12 protein-coding genes and 1 pseudogene are annotated in these 20352 nt (G+C 63.3%); 6 read left to right on the forward strand and 7 right to left on the reverse strand.

Features of this window, described 5'->3' with window-relative positions; all coding sequences use genetic code 11:
- Positions 1–111: 111 nt before the first annotated feature.
- Positions 112–2154 (reverse strand): CocE/NonD family hydrolase, encoded by a 2043-nt coding sequence (locus L1071_RS03095; RefSeq protein ID WP_246968592.1) that lies wholly within the window; start codon positions 2152–2154, stop codon positions 112–114.
- Between the two features lie 60 nt (positions 2155–2214).
- Positions 2215–3516, reverse strand: coding sequence for an ATP-grasp domain-containing protein (locus L1071_RS03100; protein ID WP_246968594.1), 1302 nt, complete (start codon positions 3514–3516; stop codon positions 2215–2217).
- 348 nt (positions 3517–3864) lie between these two features.
- Between L1071_RS03100 and L1071_RS03105 the strand changes: the two genes are divergently transcribed.
- Genes L1071_RS03105 through iadA form a run of 3 tightly spaced genes read left to right on the forward strand, consistent with a single transcriptional unit; the run spans position 3865 to position 8518 of the window.
- Positions 3865–4719 (forward strand): cyanophycinase, encoded by an 855-nt coding sequence (locus L1071_RS03105; protein WP_246968597.1) that lies wholly within the window; start codon positions 3865–3867, stop codon positions 4717–4719.
- Positions 4716–7352: a cyanophycin synthetase gene (gene cphA / locus L1071_RS03110; RefSeq protein WP_246968600.1), complete on the forward strand. Its 2637-nt coding sequence runs from the start codon at positions 4716–4718 to the stop codon at positions 7350–7352. Before L1071_RS03105 ends, cphA begins: the two co-directional genes overlap by 4 nt.
- On the forward strand, positions 7349–8518 hold the full coding sequence (gene iadA, locus L1071_RS03115; RefSeq protein WP_246968602.1) for a beta-aspartyl-peptidase: 1170 nt from the start codon (positions 7349–7351) through the stop codon (positions 8516–8518). The genes cphA and iadA overlap by 4 nt, the downstream gene beginning before the upstream one ends.
- Before the next feature lie 36 nt (positions 8519–8554).
- On the opposite strand, the gene nirD is transcribed toward iadA, so the two are convergent.
- The 3 genes from nirD to L1071_RS03130 form a co-directional block, all read right to left on the reverse strand.
- The gene (gene nirD, locus L1071_RS03120) at positions 8555–8917 is read right to left on the reverse strand and encodes a nitrite reductase small subunit NirD (RefSeq protein WP_246968605.1); all 363 of its coding nucleotides are present in this window, start codon (positions 8915–8917) and stop codon (positions 8555–8557) included.
- 353 nt (positions 8918–9270) lie between these two features.
- A complete protein-coding gene (gene nirB / locus L1071_RS03125) occupies positions 9271–11820 on the reverse strand; it encodes a nitrite reductase large subunit NirB (RefSeq protein ID WP_246968608.1) in 2550 nt (849 codons plus the stop codon).
- Positions 11821–11980: 160 nt separating this feature from the next.
- Positions 11981–13225 carry an NAD(P)/FAD-dependent oxidoreductase gene (locus tag L1071_RS03130; RefSeq protein WP_246968611.1) on the reverse strand — a complete coding sequence of 415 codons (1245 nt, stop codon included), beginning with the start codon at positions 13223–13225 and terminating at the stop codon, positions 11981–11983.
- A 609-nt stretch (positions 13226–13834) separates the two neighbouring features.
- Here L1071_RS03130 and L1071_RS03135 point away from each other — a divergent pair.
- Positions 13835–16531, forward strand: coding sequence for a nitrate reductase (locus L1071_RS03135; protein ID WP_246968614.1), 2697 nt, complete (start codon positions 13835–13837; stop codon positions 16529–16531).
- The gene (cobA, locus tag L1071_RS03140) at positions 16497–17426 is read left to right on the forward strand and encodes a uroporphyrinogen-III C-methyltransferase (RefSeq protein ID WP_246968616.1); all 930 of its coding nucleotides are present in this window, start codon (positions 16497–16499) and stop codon (positions 17424–17426) included. The genes L1071_RS03135 and cobA overlap by 35 nt, the downstream gene beginning before the upstream one ends.
- Here the strand turns inward: cobA and L1071_RS03145 are convergent.
- Positions 17416–18495 (reverse strand): annotated as a pseudogene (locus L1071_RS03145) (LysR substrate-binding domain-containing protein). The gene cobA and the pseudogene L1071_RS03145 sit on opposite strands and share 11 nt — an antisense overlap.
- On the opposite strand from L1071_RS03145, the gene L1071_RS03150 reads away from it, so the two are divergent.
- A complete protein-coding gene (locus tag L1071_RS03150; RefSeq protein ID WP_246968618.1) occupies positions 18452–19396 on the forward strand; it encodes a DMT family transporter in 945 nt (314 codons plus the stop codon). The pseudogene L1071_RS03145 and the gene L1071_RS03150 overlap by 44 nt on opposite strands.
- On the opposite strand, the gene L1071_RS03155 is transcribed toward L1071_RS03150, so the two are convergent.
- Positions 19380–20324 (reverse strand): LysR family transcriptional regulator, encoded by a 945-nt coding sequence (locus L1071_RS03155; RefSeq protein ID WP_246968620.1) that lies wholly within the window; start codon positions 20322–20324, stop codon positions 19380–19382. The genes L1071_RS03150 and L1071_RS03155 overlap by 17 nt on opposite strands.
- Between the last annotated feature and the right edge of the window lie 28 nt (positions 20325–20352).

Consider the following 20352-nt stretch of genomic DNA (forward strand, 5'->3'; position numbering starts at 1 on the left):
GCAAGACAAGGCGAAATTGGGCGAAAAAACGGAGTTTACACGACGTAAATGAGTATTTTGAGGCCGATTTCAACGCTGTATTGTCGAGTGCAGCCCTTTTGTAAACACCCTCTAAACGAGGTCGCGCGGAATCTCCTCATCCCAACTCTTGGAGAAGACGCGGCTGTCGTCTTCGTAGGCATCCAGCGTAGCACGCAAGCGAAAGCTCTCGGCGGTGGAGGTCATCAAGGTACGGGTCACGCTGTGGACCATCCAGTCGCCCCGCCGGAAGCTACGCTCCCACTGCGTCCACCCGCTGATGCTGTCGTAGTTGCCGTAGGCGTAGGTGTAGCGTTCGGTGATGCGCACCGAGAGTTCCAGGTCGATGTCATCAAGGCGGAAGGTGCCCTCGTCGTTGATGACTTCGAGCGTGGTCTGGTCATTGGCCAGATCGCGGATCACCCGCCATGTTTCCTGGCTGGGTTGGATCAAGGTTCTGGGGAGTGGCGGTGCGGCCTCGGGCGGTGCAAATTCGGGCAGCGCGGCTTCTTCTTGGGGTTGGGGAGCGCGACACGGCAATAGCAACTGGCAGCCGGCGGGATGAATCGTCAGCTTGACCGGGACTGGCGCGGGCCAGGCCAGCGGCCAGTAACTGCTCGATATCGACAGCCGAATGGCGTTGCCTGCGGGGAACTGCTGGGCGATATGCTTGAGCGGCACGCGCACATGATAACGCTTGCCCGGTTCCAGTGGCTGAGGGTGTTCGTCGCTGTCACGGTGGGTAAGGTTGAGCAGGCCATAGGAAATTCGCGTGGCCTTGTCGTCTTCGGCGATGTCGCTGAGGCGTATGGCGACCATGGCCACCGGTTGGTCGGCCTCGATCTCGAGTTCGACCACGGGCTGCCCACAGATCTCGATGTCTTGCTCGAGTCGCGCCGTCTGGAAGACTAGCGCGCCGCCGTCTTCGTCGCGTTGATCGTGAGGCAGATCCGGCGGCGCGTTGTAGGAGCACCACTTGCCGGCGAAAAGCCCCACCGATAGCGGTGAACGTATCGTCAGCGGCGTCTCGTCGTGGTCCTCGGGTAGAGTGGCTGCCGCCGTCATCGGCAGCAGGTCGTGACCGCTGGTCAGGCGGAAGGGCTGCATGTCGATGCGCGGTGACGGCCAACTGGGCTCCGATACCCAGCGCCCGGGGCGTGTCTCGTAGCGCGCCGAGGGCGGCACCGATTCCTGCATCCACACGCGCAGCATCGGCTCGTCCATGATTCCCGTGTCCTTGCCCTTCAGCCACTGATCCCACCAGCGTAGCGATTCCTGCAGAAAACCGATGGCGGGGCCCGGTACGCCAAGGTGGGGATACTTGTGCGCCCAGGGGCCCACCAACCCCTTGCGCGGCACGTCGAGTCCCGCCAGCAAGCGAAACACGGCGTTGCAGTAGCCATCGGCCCAGCCGCTGACGGCGTAGACGGGACAGCGGATGCGCGAGAAGTCCTCGCACACCGAGCCATGCTTCCAATAGGCGTCACGACGTTGATGCTGAAGCCATTTGGCCAGCCACAGGCCGCTTCCTTCGAGGCGTTCCTGCCACATCTCGCGCCAACGCTCGCCGACAAGCATTGGATCGGGAGGACAGGCATTGGCATCGAACATGGTCGAGGCCCACGACAGGTTGTCGCCGAGCAGACAGCCCCCCATATGGTGGACATCGTCGGCGTAGCGATCATCCGTGGAGCACAGAGTGATGACTGCCTTGAGCTCGGGGGGCTGCAACGCCGCGATCTGCAGGCCGTTGAAGCCGCCCCAGGAAATGCCGATCATGCCGACATCCCCGGTACACCACGTTTGTTGCCCCAGCCACTTCAGGATTTCGACGCCATCGTCGAGTTCCTGCTGCAGGTATTCATCACGCAGCACACCATCCGATTCACCACTGCCGCGAATGTCGACGCGGATGCCGGCGTAACCGTGGCCGGCCCAGTAAGCGTGGGACTGGGCATCGCGCATCGCCGTCAGGTCGCGCTTGCGGTAAGGCAAGTACTCGAGTATCGCCGGCACGGGCTCGCGTTCGGCATCCACCGGGCGCCAGATACGCACGGCCAGTCGGCAACCATCGGCCAGCGTGATCCAGTCCTCCTCCTCGTGAATCTGGCGGGGAAAGTGGTGGACGATGTGCATACGCTACTCCTTTGAACGAGAGGTCATGGTGCGCTCGATGGGGATGACGATGACGTGGCATCAGCCGATGATGTCCTCGAACTCGAAATGTAGCTGTTCGGCGAGCCGTGCATAATTTTCTTCCAGCGCAGTATCGTCGTCCGCGCCCATCCATATATAGGCCAGCGCGAAGCTGTAGCTATCCTGCTCGGGCAGCGAGGAAAGGCGCATGCCTGCCTCGACTTGTAGCGTGATCACGGTGCCGGGAAACGCTTTCTCCAAGGTCTCTATTTCATCTTCCGTGGGGACGCGGGTAACGGTGGCATCGACGAAAAACACCCGATAGAAGAATTTCGACGCCACCTTGAACGTCCCTTGGCGATAGGGCATATCGGGCAATTGGCCCAACGCCAGATCCACCGTTATCTGCTGGTGACTGACCCCATCGACTTTCTCGAAAAGATCGCAATGCGACTGGGCGACGCGGGTATTGATCTCCAGAAGCCAGATACGATCCTGTACCTCGTCCCAGAAATACTCGATGTTGAAGGCGGCATTATCGTAGCCAATATGCTTCATTATCTGGCGAGTGAGTTCCCGCATTTTTTCCTGAATATGATCGGGAAGGCGCGACGGATATCGGTAATGGAAAAAGCTTAGAACCTGAGGATAGCGAATCGAGTCGACGATGCCGTAGGGAACAACATCGCCTTGGAAGACATACCCTTCCACCGTGCATTGCCAGCCACCGATGATCTCTTCCGCCATGCAATAGCCACCATCGATGGCGCGCACTTCATCGGGTAGTTTGGCGTGATCCAGGACGAAATTGAAAGGCTCTGAAATCGTCCCGATGTCTTCACATAGCCGTGAGATGGCATGCTCGAAGTCTTCAGGGCTTTCGATGCGGAATCCCAGTCGTGAACCCGATGACTTGATCGGCTTGACGAAGAAGGGAAAATAAAGGCCTTCTTCGCCTATTTTATGCAGTGCCTCAGGATCGAAGGGATCGAACGCTGTGAATCGCGGAATATAGTCGGCAATGACCTCGCGTTGAACGCATCGGCTCCAATACTTGTGCTCGCATTTGAGAAGGCTTTCCAAACTGGTAGAGCGCGTGCCAAAACGCTCGCAGAGCAGGGGCAGCATGGTCGACACGGGAAAGTCCATGTAGCCGACGATGGCGTCGATCGGTTCATGAAAGTCGTTCAGTTGCGCTTCGGCCCGGGACAGCATGTCTTCGATGGGGAAAATTTCCGTGTCATAGACTTCCGAAGGCTCGATAACGCCATGGAACCGATAGTGCTCGGCACCCCGCAGATGTTCCAGGCGTTTCCTGTTGAGTGCATCCAACCCGACAACGAACACGTTCCGATCGCTCATGATCGCCTCCTGGCGCAGACTCGGCTGTTGTCTTCCTTGCCGCCGAGGCTCAATGGTTCATACCGCTGGTAGGCCTGACCGCAAGGGGCAGGCGGGGGGAAATGCCGATGGTTGAAGAATAGCGGATTATCGCTGTCGTGTAGTCACAATAGTTGGGAAAGCAGAAATCTCACCGTGCGACGGGAAAAGAGCAGTCCGCTTCGGGGGGTTGTCATTAATCTAGCGGGGAGGCTGAAGGGCTGTTATAAGTGAAGAATCGGGTTCGATTGTCACGCGATACGACATTGCTCATGGAAGAGGTAATGATTCAGCATTTCCTTAAAAGCGTCGCTAGGCGGCGGGAGGAGCATGACATCACGACCCCCTACCGTATGCGGTCACATCGTGGCCATTGGCGGTGCCGAGGACAAGACCTCTGAGCTCGCCATTCTCAAGCGTGTCTTCGAGCTGGCACCTGATGACAGCAACGAAGTGGCTGTCATCGCCACCGCGAGCAGTATCCCCGAGCAGCTTCTGCCCAGCTATGAAGCCGCCTTCAAGCGGTTGGGTGCGAGTCAGGTCCACGCGCTGGATATTCAGGATCGCCAGCAAGCCGCCGATGCCGACAATGTCCGTTTGATCCAGCGCAGCGGGGTGATCTTCTTCACCGGGGGCGACCAGTTGCGTCTGACCAATGTGCTGGGAGGCTCCGCCACATTGCGTGCCATCCGCGAACGTTTGCGGGCGGGCGCCGTGGTGGCAGGCACCAGCGCGGGTGCGGCGGCGATGCCCAGCACCATGATCTACAACGGCGCGGCGGCGGATGCCTTGCGCAAAGGCGCGGTGAACATGACCTTCGGGCTCGGCTTCGTGCGCGGCATGATCATCGACAGCCATTTCCTCGAACGCGGGCGCTTCACCCGCCTCATGGAAGTCGGCGCCAGCAATCCCGAGCAACTGGGCATCGGCCTCGGCGAGGACGCTGCCGTCATCATCTACCCCAACCGGGTGCTCGAAACCATCGGGCCGGGACACGTCATCATCATCGATAGCCGCGATCTGGCAAGTTCGAATATCGCGGAACTCGAGATGGGCGAGCCGGTCGCCATCGAGAACATGGTGCTGCACGCTCTGGTCAGTGGTCATGGCTACGATGTCGATGCGCGGCGTTATCTGGTGGCGGAGGAGCTCCAAACAGTATTGGCAGGGAGGCGCAATACATGAAGATTCTCGAACACCGCGCGCTGCGCGGACCGAACTATTACAGTCGTTATCCGGCGATTTTCATGCGCCTGGATATCGAAGAACTCGAGGCGCAGCCAAGCGACACCGTGCCCGGCATCGTCGAGCGTACCTCGCGGCTTTTGCCGACCCTGTCGGAGCACCGCTGCTCGGTGGGGCGGCCTGGCGGCTTTCTGGAGCGTCTCGAGCGTGGTACTTGGGCTGGCCATGTCGTCGAGCATGTGGCGATCGAGTTGCAGAACCTGATCGGCTTCTCGGTGGGATATGGCAAGACGGTCGATTCCTACGAGACGGGGATCTATAACGTCGTTTATCGCTACCGCGACGAGGCATGTGGACTGGCGGCCGGGGTCGAGGCGGTGGAGATCGTCACCCGACTGTTCGCGGACGATGAGGTCGATATCGCGCCGATCATCGCCCGCCTCAAGGACATACGCGACGCCCACATGCTAGGGCCGTCGACCGCTTCGATCGTGGCGGCCGCGCAGCGCCGGGGAATTCCCTATGTGCGCCTGGATGAAGACACCAGTTACGTACAATTAGGGCATGGACATCGTCAGCAACGCTTTCAGGCGACGGTAACCTGTCGCACGAACCTGATCGGCCATGGCATCGCCCATGACAAGCATTGGACCAAGCGGATTCTCGGCGAGGCGGGTATTCCCGTGCCGCGCGGGCACGTATGTCATTCACGCGATGAGGCGCTGGAAACGGCGCATGAAATCGGCTACCCAGTCGTCGTCAAGCCGTTGATCGGCAACCACGGTCGCGGTGTCAGCACGGACATCGAGGATGACCAGGCCTTGGAAAACGCCTTTGCGGTCGCGTCCGGTCACAACGATGCGGTCATCATCGAGCAGTATATCCGCGGAGAAGATCACCGGCTGCTGGTGATCGATGGCAAGCTCGTGGCGGCGGCCAGGCGGCGTCCGGCCCATGTGGTCGGCGATGGCAAAAACACGCTGCGGGCGTTGATCGACAACGAGAATCGCGATCCGCGGCGTGGCATCGGCCATGAAAACCTGCTGACGCAGATCGATGTCGACGCACAGACGCTGCGCTTGCTGGCGCAGCAGAATCTGACGCTGGACAGCGTCATCTCAAGCGACGAGATCGTCTATCTCAAGCCCACCGCGAATCTGAGTACCGGCGGCACAGCGACGGATGTTACCGAGGACGTGCATCCCGATGTGATCTACACGGCGGAGCGCATCGCCCGCCTGGTGGGACTCGATATCATTGGCATCGATCTGCTCGCCGAGACGCTGACGCGCCCGCTGGAAGAGCAGTCGGCGGCAGTGGTCGAGGTCAACGCCGGGCCGGGCTTTCGCATGCATCTTTCCCCGACCCACGGCACCGGCCGCGATGTCGGCCAGCACGTGGTCGATATGCTGTTTCCGGATAGCGAGGATAACGGCCGCATTCCCATCGTGGCGGTCACCGGCACCAACGGCAAGACGACTACGGTGCGTTTGATCTCGCATCTATTGCGTCAGGCAGGACGCAGTGTCGGCACGGCGTGCACGGGGGCCATCGAGATCGACAATCACGTCATCATGCGTGGCGACTACAGCGGCCCACAGGCCGCCGCAACCGTTCTGCGTGAGCCTACCGTCGAGTACGCCGTGCTCGAGGTCGCGCGCGGCGGCATCATGCGCCGAGGCTTGGGGTTCGATGAATGTCAGGTCGGTGTATTGCTGAATATTGCCAGCGATCATCTGGGCGAAAGCGACATTCATACCCTGGACGAACTGGCGCGCTGCAAGAGCGTGGTGATCGATGCGGTCGGCGAGTCGGGGACGGCGGTACTCAACGCCGACGACCCGCGTGTGCTGGCGAGTGGCGAATGGGCGCGTGGCGAGGTCGTCTTCTTCACGCTGGACCCCGACTCGCCGATTGTGCGCGAACATGTACGCGATCACGGCGTCGCCTTCACGGTGCATCACGGCCATATCGTGATGCTGCAAGGCCAGGTAGTGGCCGAGGTGCTTCCCGTGGCCAACGCGCCGATCACCTTTGATGGGTTCGCGCGCTTCAATATCGCCAATGCCTTGGCGGCGAGTGCGGCGGCCCATGCCCTGGGCCTGGGGATTGCCGATATCCAGCGGGGGTTGGAGACCTTCCACCCGACGCCGGGGCAGAACCCCGGGCGCACCAACCTGATCGATGCCGGGGGCGTGAAGGTGCTGATCGACTATGGCCACAACGTGCCGGCACTCGAGGCCTTGAGCGAGCTGGTGAGCCGCATCCCGGCGCAGCGTCGCATCGGCGTGGCCAGTGCCCCGGGCAATCGACGCGACGAGGACTTGTTCGAGTTGGGCGTTCAACTTGCCAACATGCATGACATCGTCTTTCTCTGCGATACCATCCCGCGTGGGCGCCCTGAGGGCGAAACCGTTGACTTGCTGCGTGCGGGCGCGGCGTCGGTGCCCGGCGCCTGCCGGGTCGAGACCGTCATGCAAGAACTCGACGCGGTGGACCGGGCGCTCGACGAGGCCACAGAGGGCGATCTGCTGGTGTTGTTGGTGGATGATGTCGATGCCGTCACCGAGCGTTTGCGCGGACGGCGTTTCGAGCCGTCTGCGCCGAATGGCGTCGAAGGAGCCCGTCCATGAACTCTGATAAGACACGCCCTCTTGAGACGATGACCCTGCTGCGTGTCGGTGAAGCGTTTGCCCCCGAACGCTGCGAGGTGACGGATATCCTCATGGCCGGCGGGAAAATCGTCGCGCTGGGACAGGGGCTCGATATTCCCCAGGGCTGGCCCGTCCGTGAAGTGGACGCGCGTCACCTGATCGCCGTACCCGCCTTCATCGACCAGCATGTGCATGTCACTGGTGGCGGGGGCGAGGGCGGTTGCGGTACGCGCTGCCCGCCGATCAGCGCCCATGATATCGCCTCGATGGGTATCGGCACGGTCGTCGGGGTGTTGGGCACCGACGGCATCAGCCGCTCGCCGGCCGATTTGCTGGCTGCGGTGCGTGGCCTCGCGGCCGAGGGGTTAGCGGCCTACATGTACACGGGCGCGTATCGCGTGCCGCCACCAACGCTCACCGGCGACATTCAGCGCGATCTGGCATGGATCCCCGAGGTCATCGGGGTGGGAGAAATCGCCATCTCGGATCACCGTTCGAGTCAGCCGCGCCAGGATGAACTCGAGCGGCTGGTGAGCGAGGCGCGGGTCGGCGCCATGCTGGCCGGCAAACGGGGCATCTGTCATTTCCATCTCGGCGATGGCAAGCGCGGCTTGGCGCCCTTGCGTCGCTTGCTTGAAGACACCGAGATTCCGCCCGATCAGATCATTCCGACCCATGTGAATCGCCGCCCTGAGCTGCTCAAGGAGGCGGCGGATTACGCACTGACGTTCGGCGCGAGCGTGGATGTCACCGCCTTCGAGGACGCCGGCGATGGGCTTTCCGCTTACGCGGCGGTGATTCGGCTGCTCGAGCACGGCGTGCCCGCAGCGCGGATCACGCTGAGTTCGGACTGCAATGGCAGCCTGCCGGAATTCGATGCCGATGGTGCCTATGTGGGCATGCAGGTGGCGCGCAATACGGCGCTGATCGCGGATTGGCAGCGCCTCGTGCATGACGAGGTATTGCCCCTCGAATCGGCGCTGGGCCTGCTGACGGCCAACGTTGCTCGCGTGCTGGGCCTGCATGCCCACAAAGGGCGCCTGGCGCTGGGCTTCGACGCCGATATCACCTTGCTCGATCGCGCCCTGCGCCCCCAGCGTACCTTCGTCGCGGGGCGCTGCGTATACGGTGACATTGCTGAGTAGGCATCGCCCGAAAAGTGTCTAGGTCAATGCCCTTCATCATGCCCTGATCATGACGTCATCGCCTTCGATCTTAACCTCCCAGGTACGCAGGCGAACGTTTTCATCCTCGACGCAGACGCCATCGGCGAGGCGAAAGTGCTGTTTGTAGATCGGCGAGGCGATCACCGGTTCGCCTTTTATATCGCCGACGATACCGCGTGCGATAACGTTGGCGTTGGAAAACGGATCGTGGTTGTCCACGGCGTAGACCTCGGGCGTCTGGCCGGGGAGATACAGGAGCGCGACTTGCGTGTCGGCGCTGGCCAGCCAGGCGGCGACGCCGGAGCTGGCCACCAGATCGGCCCTTGAGCACAGCGTCTGCCAGGTCACTTCGCTCTTGAGGGCTGTTGCAGTGTTCATGGTTGTCACCTCATTAAGTCGCTATGTTTGTTTCGTTCACACTCATGGCCCTGCAGAACTTCTCGATCGGTAATCAATTTCCTCTCAACGGCCTGGAGCTGGGTTTTGTGGGAGCGAATTCATTCGCGATAAACGGCCTGAATCCATCGGGACTGAAGTCCCTCCCACAAGGTCAGTATCGGTCTACAGCCAAGGCCGGGCGCATCTCTCCCCGGCTTGGAGTTGGGTTTTGTGGGAACGAATTCATTCGCGATGTAGTTGGCCTTGGAGTCGCCATCATCGGGAACAAGTTCCCTCCCACAAAATTCTGTCCTGTACCTGTGACAATTCCAGGGTTGCTGCGACTCGGCCGTTCAGGCAGGCCTGAGCTGGCCGCGCTCCTCGGTCACGATAATGTCCGGGTCGGGACTGTCGTCATTGACGAAGGTGCGGAAGCGCTTGAGTTTTTCCGGGTCGGACAGGGTGTTCGCCCATTCGCATTCGTAGGTGTCGATGACGTGCTGCATCTGGGCTTCGAGTTCGTCACCGAGGCCGAGGCTATCGTCGAGCACCACGTTCTTGAGATAGTCGAGCCCTCCTTCCAGGTTCTCGCGCCACACCGAGGTACGCTGCAGGCGGTCGGCGGTGCGGATGTAGAACATCAAGAAGCGGTCGATGGTGCGGATTAGTTGCGTGTCGTCGAGGTCGGTGGCGAAGAGTTCGCCGTGGCGCGGGCGCATGCCGCCGTTGCCGCAGACATACAGGTTCCAGCCGTTTTCGGTGGCGATCACACCGACATCCTTGCTCTGTGCCTCGGCACATTCGCGGGTGCAACCCGAGACGGCGAACTTGAGCTTATGCGGCGAGCGTAGCCCCTTGTAGCGCTCCTCGAGATAGATCGCCATACCCACGCTGTCCTGCACGCCGTAGCGGCACCAGGTGCTGCCCACGCAGGATTTCACCGTGCGCGTGGCCTTGCCGTAGGCGTGGCCGGTCTCGAAGCCGGCCTCGATCAGCTCGCCCCAGATATCCGGGAGCTGATGCAGTTGCGCGCCGAACAGGTCGACGCGCTGGCCGCCGGTGATCTTGGTGTAGAGCCCGTACTTCTTGCCGACTTCGCCGAGTACGATCAGCTTCTCGGGGGTAACCTCGCCGCCGGGGATGCGCGGCACGACCGAGTAGGTGCCGTTCTTCTGCATGTTGGCCATGAAGGTGTCGTTGGTGTCCTGCAACGGCACGTGGGCGGCATCGGTAATCGGCTCGTTGAAGCAGGCGGCGAGTATCGAGGCTACGGCGGGTTTGCAGATATCGCAGCCGAGCCCCGGGGCTGATGAAGAGCCAAGCTTCGGGGCTGATGAAGAATCCAAACCATGACCGGATGACGTGCCGTGCTTCTCGATCAGTTCGCTGAAGGTCTTGATGCCTTCCACGCGGACAATGGAATAGAGCTCCTGGCGGGTGTGCGCGAAGTGCTCGCACAGTGATTGGTCGACTTCCACGCCGCGCGCTTCCAGCTCATGATCGACGACGCTCTTGAGCAGCGCCGCGCAGCCGCCGCAGCCGGTGCTGGCCTTGGTCTCGCCCTTGACGCTGGCTAGATCCAGGGCGCCGGCGTCGAGCGTGGTGCAGATATCGCCCTTGGTGACGTTGTGGCACGAGCAGATCGTGGCCGTCTCGGGCAGTGCGTCCGGCCCCAGGGTGGGGGCGCCGTCACTGGAGGGCAGGATCAGCGAGGCCGGGTCTTCGGGGAGCTCGAGGCCGTTGGCGTAGTACTGCATCAGGGTATCGTAGCTGGCGTTGTCGCCGACCAGCATGGCGCCGAGGAGTTTCTTGGCGTCGCTGGACACCACCAGCTTGCGGTATTCCTGCTTGATCTCGTCGAGGTAGCGGAAGGTGCGTGCGCCGGGCGTGCGTTCGCCATGGGCATCGCCGATGGCGCCGACATCCACGCCCAGCAGCTTGAGCTTGGTGCTCATGTCCGCACCGCTAAAGGTCACGTCGCCTTCGGTCAGCGTGGCGGCGGCGGCCTTGGCCATCTGATAGCCCGGCGCGACCAGTCCGAAGATGCTTTCCTGCCACAGGGCGACTTCGCCGACGGCGAGGATCGCCGGGTCGCTGGTCAGGCAGTGATCGTCGATGACGATGCCACCGCGCTCGCCGATCTCCAGGGCGCAGTCACGCGCCAGTTGATCGCGGGGACGGATGCCGGCGGAGAATACGATGAGATCGGTTTCCAGCACCTTGTCGTCCTGGAAGACCATGCGGTGAAAGCTCGTCTCGCCGTCTTCGATGCGCTGTGTGGCGCGGCCGGTGAGCACTTGAACGCCCAGTGCTTCGATCTTCTCGCGCAGCAGCGCACCGCCCTCGACATCGACCTGCATGGGCATCAGGCGCGGCGCGAATTCGACCACGGCCGTATCCAGGTCCAGGCCACGCAGTGCGTTGGCGGCTTCCAGCCCCAGCAAGCCCCCGCCCACCACTACGCCGGTATTGGCATCGGCGGCGGCGTCGCGGATCGCGTCGAGATCGTCCAGGGTGCGGTAGACCAGACACTTCTCACGCTCGTTGCCGGGAATCGGCGGCACGAAGGGATAGGAGCCGGTCGCCAGTACCAGCCGGTCATAGGGGTATCGGTTGTGATCGGTTACCACCTCGGCGGCGTTGCGGTCGATGACGGTCACGGCCTCGTGAAGTCGCAGTTCGATGCCGTGCTCGGCGTAGTAGTCGGCATTTGAGAGCGCCAGCGAGTCGGCGTCGCGGCCGCTGAAGTATTCGGAAAGGTGTACGCGGTCGTAGGCCAGATGGCGTTCCTCGCCGAACACGGTGATGGCGTATTGACGATGGGCGCCGAGCGCGACGAGTTGCTCGATCAGGTGGTGGCCGACCATGCCGTTGCCGATGATAACCAGTTGTTGTTTGCTCATGGATAAGAACTCCTGTCCCAATGTCGGCGATGAAACGTGACGGCCCGGGGCAGGGCCATTGCGAAGGCGCTGTAAACCCTTCCCTGGGCGCTACATTCGTCATCCATGACGAATGACCTTCGCGCCGGCCAGCCCTCGGGCCGCATGAAAAATGTCAGCACTAGGCGACCTCCCCGAGTAGCGGTTGTGCGTCGTGCTCGCCGAACAGCAGCGCCTGGCGGCAGGCGCTCAGGTCGCGCTGGGCGAGAGATTGCTGGAAGTACCAGGGGCCGGCGGCGGTATCGCCGTAGAGCACGGCGCCTTCCAGACGGCTATCGCGCAGCAGCAGTCGGCGGTAGTCGCCGTGCTGCGGGTCGTGGTAGGTGAGTACGTCGTGCTCGGGCGCGGGCGTGATGGGGCCGAAGGCGTACAGCGAGATCCCGCTGACCTTGAGCTTGGTGGCGCAGGGCTGTTCGCGGTAGGGCTCGGGCGTGTCACCGCATAGCCGTGCGGCGAGTACCTCGGCCTGGCGCCAGATGGGCTCGATCAGGCCGTAGGTGGTGCCCTCGAATTCGCAGCATTCACCCAGCGCCGAGATGCGCGGATCATGGGTGCTCAGATAGGCGTCGACCTGGATGCCGCGCCCGGTGGCGAGGCCCAGGGTCTCGGCGAGGGCGATATGCGGGACGATGCCGATGGCCTCGACCACGCCATCGGCCGCCAGCGTGGTGCCGTCTTCGAGCGTTACGCCGGTCACATGGCGGCCATCGCCACCTGCTTCGTAATGGGCGAGCCGGGCGCCGGTGATGACATCGAGCCCGCGCGAGCGAAGTTCGTCGGCGAGCATACCGGCGGCGGTGGCATCGAGCTGGCGGTTCATCAGGTGCGGGCTGCGATGCAATACACTCACCGTCATGCCGCGCTTGCGCAGCCCTTCAGCGGCTTCCAGTCCCAGCAGGCCACCACCGAGCACCACGGCGTGACCGCCGCTATCGGCCAGGCGCGCCAGCCGCTCGCCGTCGCGCAGATCGCGAAAGGTGTGGATGCCGTCGAGGTCGTCGCCCGGCACGCCGGGGCGCGCGGCCTGCGAACCGGTGGCCAGCACCAGTCGGTCATAGCCGAGGCGGCGTTGCCGGTCGGTGGTCAGGGTGCGCGCCTGGCGGTCGATGGCGGTGACGCGTTCGCCGGCGATCAGGGTCACGTCGTGCGTCGTGTACCAGTCGCGTTCGCGCAGCGTCAGCGCCTCACGCTCCATCTCGCCGGCCAGCCACGGCGAGAGCAGGATGCGGTTATAAGCCGTCTCCGGTTCGTCGCCGAGGATGGTGATGTGACGCGGCCGATGGGGATGCGCCAGCACACGCTCGAGCAAGCGATGCCCGGCCATGCCGTTGCCGACGATCACCAGATGTTCGTCGTTTGCGCTCATTGCCCCTTTCCTCTTTGTAAACACCCTCTAAAAAGGTGCAGCAGAAACGCAAAGGCGCCTGACACCCGATGGGGAAATCGGATGCCAGGCGCCTTTGCCTGAAGGTCATCGTGTTGTCATGAGCCGTGTGTCGGCTCCGGGCGGCGCAAGACGTGTGTGCGTCTCGGGCCCAAGGGGTCGACGTTGACCCGCCTTGTTTCGAGATATGCCAGAGATATGCCAATCGCCTGCCAAGGCTTTCTTTTCAGTCGTTTGGGTGATTTCGACAGGATGCGCCGGTGGCCGTGCATGGTGAGACGTGCGCACTGGCTGTGCGCATGGCGAGCAAATTGCACCAGGCTGGTGCCTTTCGATGCCGGGAGAGGAATGCAAGACAACCAAGTGGCACTGCAAGTGGTTGTTTAAACGGAATTAGAGCCAAGGTGGCGCTGGATTTGCATAAGTGGTGTACGTCATTTTTTCGGCCACGGCGCGCCGAAAACGCCAACGGCGGCGAGACGCAATTCATCATTGGCGGGCGGCCACGCGGTCGCCCTACCAGGCAAAGAGGCCTGATCCTGCTGCGGCGGGGTCGGGCCTCTTGCGTTTGCAGGCGGAGGGCGAGACAGCATGCAGCAGCACACGACCTGCCCCTATTGCGGCGTCGGTTGCGGCGTCACGGCAACCATCGAGGACGGCGTCATGACCGGCGTCGAAGGCGACCGGGAGCATCCCGCCAACTATGGGCGGCTGTGCGTGAAAGGCTCGGCGTTGCATGAAACGCTGGGCGATCACGGGCGCCTGCTCGCGCCACGCGTGGATGGACGCGAGGTGAGCTGGGACGACGCGCTGGCCAGCGTGGCGAATCGCCTGACGGCGGTGCGCGAACGTCACGGCGGTGAGGCGATTGCCGGGTATCTCTCCGGGCAATTGCTGACCGAGGACTATTACGCCGCCAACAAGCTGTTCAAGGGCTTTCTGGGCTCGCCGCATCTGGATACCAATTCACGGCTGTGCATGGCCTCGGCGGTGGCGGGGTACAAGCGTGCCTTCGGGGCGGATGCCGTACCGTGCAATTACGAGGATCTGGAAGAGGCCGAACTGGTAGTGCTGGTGGGCGCCAATTTGGCGTGGAATCATCCGGTGCTGTTTCAGCGTTTGCGCACCGCCAAGCAGCGCAATCCGTTGCTGCGCGTAGTGGTCATCGACCCGCGCGTGACCGACACCTGCGAGGTCGCCGATCTCTATCTGCCGCTCAAGCCGGGCAGCGATGCGCGGCTCTTCAATGGCTTGCTGGCCTTCCAGGCCGACAAGGAAAAGCTGGATCGGGTCTATCTCGAGCGTCATACCCAAGGATTCGACGCGGCACTGGCGGCGGCTCGTGACGAAGCGACGACGCTTGCCGCCATCGCCGACGATTGCGATTTGGACGTTGAGGCGCTGGAAACCTTCTACTATTGGTTCGCCTCGCAATTGCACGTGGTGACGCTGTATTCCCAAGGCATCAATCAGTCCTCGAGCGGCACCGACAAGTGCAACGCCATCATCAATTGCCACCTGGCGGGCGGTAAGCTCGGCCTGCCTGGCGCGGGGCCGTTTTCGATCACCGGCCAGCCCAATGCCATGGGCGGGCGCGAGGTGGGGGGCTTGGCGAATCAGCTCGCCGCGCATATGGATTACCACACCCCGGGTGCCCAAGCGCTGGTGACTGAATTCTGGCACGCTCCTCATCTGCCGGACGGTCCGGGGCTCAAGGCCGTCGAGCTCTTCAAGGCCATCGAGCGTGGCGAAATCCAGGCGCTGTGGATCATGGCCACCAATCCCGTGGTCAGTCTGCCGGATGCCGACCGTGCCAAGCGCGCCCTGGCAAAATGCCCGCTGGTGATCGTCTCCGAATGCATGGCGGATACCGATACCCTGGCGTATGCCGACATCGTGCTGCCGGCCAGTTCCTGGGCGGAGAAGGATGGTACCGTGACCAACTCCGAGCGGCGGATCTCGCGCCAGCGTGGCATGTTGCCGCCGCCCGGTGAGGCGCGCCACGACTGGTGGATCATCACCCAGGTCGCCAGATATCTGGGCTATGAGGAAGCGTTCGCTTACTGCCACCCCCGCGATATCTTCGTCGAGCACGCGCGACTTTCCGGCCACGCCAACCGCGCCGATGGTGTGCCGCGTGTGTTCGATATTTCCGCCCTGGCGGGGCTGGATCGCGCCGCCTACGATGCCCTGGTGCCGATTCAGTGGCCGGTGACCGAGGCCGCGCCAGACGGTACCGCGCGGCTGTTCGAGGACGGCTGCTTCGCCACGCCGGATGGGCGCGCGCGGCTGGTCGCGGTGACGCCGCACGCGCCGCGCCAGGCCGTGAGTGGCGCGCATCCGTTGCGCCTCAACAGCGGACGCGTGCGCGATCAGTGGCACAGCATGACGCGCACCGGCCGTGCCCCGCGCTTGCTCAATCATCGCGCCGAACCCTATGTCGATCTGCATCCCGACGATGCCGAGGTCGCCGGTGTCGCGGATGGCGGCCTGGCACGGCTTTACAACGCCCACGGCGAAGCCCGAGTGCGGGCGCGCGTGGCGACGGCGCAGCGCCGGGGAGAGGCCTTCATGCCGATCCACTGGAACGCGCAGTTCAGCAATGCCGGGCGCGTGGGCACGCTCTTTGCTGCGCATACCGATCCCGTCTCCGGACAGCCCGAAACCAAACATGGCGCTGTCGCGTTGGCACCGCTGGCCATCGCCGAAGAAGCGACGCTGCTGGTGGCGAACGATAGCGGCGCGTTGTCCGAGCGCGAATCGCTTGCTTATTGGGCGCGCATGCCGCTTGAGCATGCCGAGCGCTGGCAATTGGCCAGCAAGGCGGGCGCCTCACCGCGTGACTGGCCGGCCTGGTGCGCCGAGCAGTTCGGAGTGGCGGCGACGCTCTGGAGCGAGGACGTCGCGAGCGGGCGGCTGCGCGCGGCAGGAATTCGCGACGGGCGCCTGGTGTGGTGGCTGATGGTCGGCCCACCCAGCGAATTGCCGGGCTTGGCCTGGCTCGATGCCCGCTTCGGCGATATCGCGCTGGAAACCGAACAGCGGCGTCGCGTGCTGGCAGGATGTGCCTCCGGCGAGGCCGACACGGGGCCGGTGGTGTGCAGTTGTCATCAGGTCGGTGCCACGGCGATCCGCGAGGCGATTCGCGGTGGCGATAGCGATGTCGATGCGCTGGGCGCGCGCCTGGCCTGCGGGACCCAGTGCGGTTCCTGTATTCCCGAACTCAAGTCATTGCTCGAAGAGGAGGTGGCGCATGCTGGGGCTGATGAAGCGCTGGAAACGGCCTGAAGCATCCATCGCAAGCGTGAGTGCCTTGCTGGCGCGCTGGTGGCCCGGCACGCGGGAAAATCTCAGGGCACCGCTCGCTCAGACACCGGCGGCGGGATGCGCCACGCGCCCCGGCCATGTCTATCTGGTGGGGGCCGGGGCGGGTAGCGCGAATCTACTCATTCTGCGTGCCTGGCGTCTGCTCACGCAAGCCGATGCCATCGTCTACGACCGCCTGATCGGCGACGATATTCTGGGCATGATTCCACCCCGGCGCGAGCGTTATTACGTGGGCAAGGCGCGCGGCCATCACAGCGTGCCGCAAGCCGAGATCGGTAGCTTGCTGGCGCGTCTGGCGCGTGAAGGCAAATCGGTGGTGCGTCTCAAGGGCGGCGATCCGGGCATCTTCGGGCGCATGGGCGAAGAGCTTGCCGTGCTGGCCGAGGCGGGGCTGCCCACCGAAATCGTCCCCGGGATTACCGCCGCCTCCGCTGCCGCCGCCAGCCTGGGCATGCCACTCACCGACCGCGCCCATGCCCAGCAGCTACGGCTGGTCACCGCCCAGCATTGCCGCGCCGGTGGCGAGCCGGACTGGACCGCGCTGGCGCGCCGCGACGAGACGCTGGTGTTCTATATGGGGCTCTCGAAGGTCGCTGAAATCTGCCAAGGACTACGCGACGCCGGCCTGCCCGACGACTGGCCGATCATGCTCGCCGCCAATGCCTCGTTGCCCGAACAGCAAACCCTGATCGGCACGCTCGGCGACATGCCTGAAAAGCTCGCCGCCACGCCGCTCCCATCGCCATGCTTGATCGTCGTGGGCAGCGTGGTGCAGATGGTGCCCCAGGATAAGATGGCCGTTGCCAGTTGGACGACTTGCGAGTCGTCATGCGGTGAAGAGCATTTCACGCTATAGATTGCTGCCGAAACCGTTCGGCCTCGCCAATGAGCCAGTCGATGAAGTGTTGGATCGCGGGTGGGGCCTGGCCGGTGGCGGGGAGGATCAGGTCGTAGGTGAACGGCGAGTCGATCACGTGGCGTTCGCCGAAAGGGCGTACAAGCACGCCGCTGGCAAGACGGTCGGCGACGACGGCCGGGCTGGCGAGTATCACGCCGCGTCCGGCGATCGCTTGGTCGAGAGCCAGGCCGTAGAGGGAGTACCGCTGCTGAATCGGCAGTGTCTTGCCCGGTAGCCCGGCGGCGTCGAACCAATCTCGCCAGCCGGGGAAGTCGACGTTCTGCCGTGATTACCAGACTACCTCGAGCAATGGATGGGCGAGTAGGTCGGCGGGCGTGTCGATAGGAGAGCGCTCCAACAGGGCGGGGGAGCAGACGGGAAACAGCGAGTCCTCGAGGAGCCGTATGCTTCTGACGCCGGGCCAGGGGCCGCGCCCGTAGCGCAGGGCGAGTCGTGCGCTGTCGCCTTGCCATATCGGGTCGCTCAGGTTCTGGTCCGCGTCCAGGGATATCTCGATATGGCTTTCCAGTGCCTCGAATGCCGCCAAACGTGGAAGTAGCCAGAATTGGGTGAACGATGGCGGCGCGCTGAGGGTCAGCGTGGTGGCCGCATGGGCATGTTCATGCACGGTTTGTACGCCGTTGGCGATGCGCGCTAGGCCGGCATCGACATCTTCGGCCAGCAGATGGCCGGCCTCGCTGACGCGTACGCCGTTGGCATGACGCTCGAACAGTGCCACGCCCAACCGGTCTTCGAGCTGCTTGACCTGGCGGCTGACCGCGCCGGGCGTGACGCCGAGGCGCTTGGCCGCCGTCTTGAAGCTACCGGCGCGCACGGCCTCCGAGAAGGCGCGTAGCGCGTTGAGGGGCAGTCGTTCGATCTTCATGAGTTGAGTTTTCCTGAGCCTGAGGGGGCAGATTAATCGTTTGGATCGCCGCGCGGCAAATGCTCCACTGAGTCGTGATTCAAGAAGGGATGCGATCATGACGAAATCTTCCTCAGGCACTGTGACGTCTCGTGCCAGCATGACATCGACTCACGCGCGGCGCGGTCTCGACATGCCCGCTGGCGTGGCGATGACGGTTTTTTGTGTGGCGTTGGGACTGCAGCAAGTCGCCATCAAGGCCGTGGCCGGGGATATCCCGCCGCTGGCTCAGATCGTCGTGCGATCATTGCTGGCGGGGATATTGGTGCTCGGTATTGCGCGCTGGCGAGGCATTCGGCTGGCGGATTTCCGTGCGCGTCTGGGCGCGGGCGTGCTGGTCGGCCTGGGCTTTGCGGGGGAGTTCGCCTTCGTCGCCTGGGGGCTCAATTACACCCTGGCATCGCATATGTCGGTCTTCCTCTATACGGCGCCGGTGTTCGCGGCATTGGGGTTGCATCTCTGGGTGCCGGGCGAGCAGTTGGTGCGCTCGCAATGGTGGGGGATCGGCATGGCGTTTCTGGGCATGCTCATCGCCATGATGCCCTCGGCATCTCCCGATGGAGGCATCGGCGCGATACTGCTGGGTGACTTTCTGGGATTGCTGGCAGGGGTTTCCTGGGCCGCGACCACGCTGATGGTGCGCCGCTCTTCACTCTCCGAGGCGCCGCCGCTTCAGACGCTGACGTATCAGCTGTTGACCGCAGGCGTGCTGTTGTTGCCCATCACAATGTGGTTAGGCGATTGGCAAGACGTCGCGTTCAGCGGCATGGCAGTGGCCAGCTTAAGCTTCCAGACGCTGGTCATCTCGGTGGGGGCGTTGCTTCTGTGGTTTGCCTTGCTGCGTCGTTACTGGGCTTCGCAACTCGGCGTGTTCTCGTTCTTGTCACCGATTTTCGGGGTGCTGTTCGGGGCCGTGCTGCTCGACGAACCCTTGTCCTGGAATTTCGTGCTCGGCGGCGTGGCGATTCTGGTGGGTATCGTGCTGGTCAGTCGCAAGGCTTGATGCTTGGTGCTGTCTGGATCAGGTGCTCCAACGCCTCAAGATAGCTTTCCAGTATCAGGTTGGGGGGCGCGCCCTTGCGAGTGATGGCGCTGTAGTGGGTCAGGTAATGCCAGCGTTCGGGATTCAAGGCTCGCATGCGGCCGTCACGCACCCATTGCTCGGCATAGTGGGTCGGCAAGTAGCCGATATAGCGGCCGGAGAGAATCAAGAAGGCGATACCTTCGCGGTCGGTCGCCGAGGCGGCGGCCTTGAGCGGAGCGTGGCACGCCTTGACCTCCGGCGTCTGCGCGTAGGCGGGCACCACGGCGTCATGTGCGGCGAGCCGTTCCTCGTTTACGTCCTCGGCCTCGAAGAGCGGATGGCCGGCGGTGCAGTAGAGCCGCGAGGATTCCTCGTAGAGCGGCAGATAGGCAAGCCCCGGCAACGTCTTGAGCGCCGGAATCACCCCGGTATGCAGGCGTCCATCCAGCACGCCCAGTTCGATGTCGCTAGGCGGGATCATGCGGATATTGATGCGTACCTCGGGGCCACGCGCCTTGAGCGCGCTGAGGGTGTCGGTGATATACATCTCGGGCATGGTCACCAGGTTATCGGTGATGCCGATGCTGAGCTCGCCCTTGAGACGCGCATGCAGGCCATTGACGCGTGTGCGGAACCCTTCCACGGCGCTCTGTAGCTGGAGAGTGGCAGCGTAGACCTCGGCGCCCTCGTCGGTGAGGGCGAAGCCGCTGCGCCCGCGCTGGCAGAGCCGCAGGCCGAGGCGTGTCTCCAGGTCATTCATCGCCATGCTGATCGCCGCACGGCTGATGTTGAGTTCTACCTCGGCGGCGGAAAACCCACCGCACTCCACCACCTTGCGGTAAATCCTCAGCAGCCGGAGGTCGGCATCGCTGGGCTGACCCATCAGGGTCTCGCTGCGGGAAGGCATGGCGGAATTCCTCTTCTCGATGATGGGG

This window comes from Chromohalobacter sarecensis, assembly GCF_023061135.1.
GTDB lineage: Bacteria > Pseudomonadota > Gammaproteobacteria > Pseudomonadales > Halomonadaceae > Chromohalobacter > Chromohalobacter sarecensis.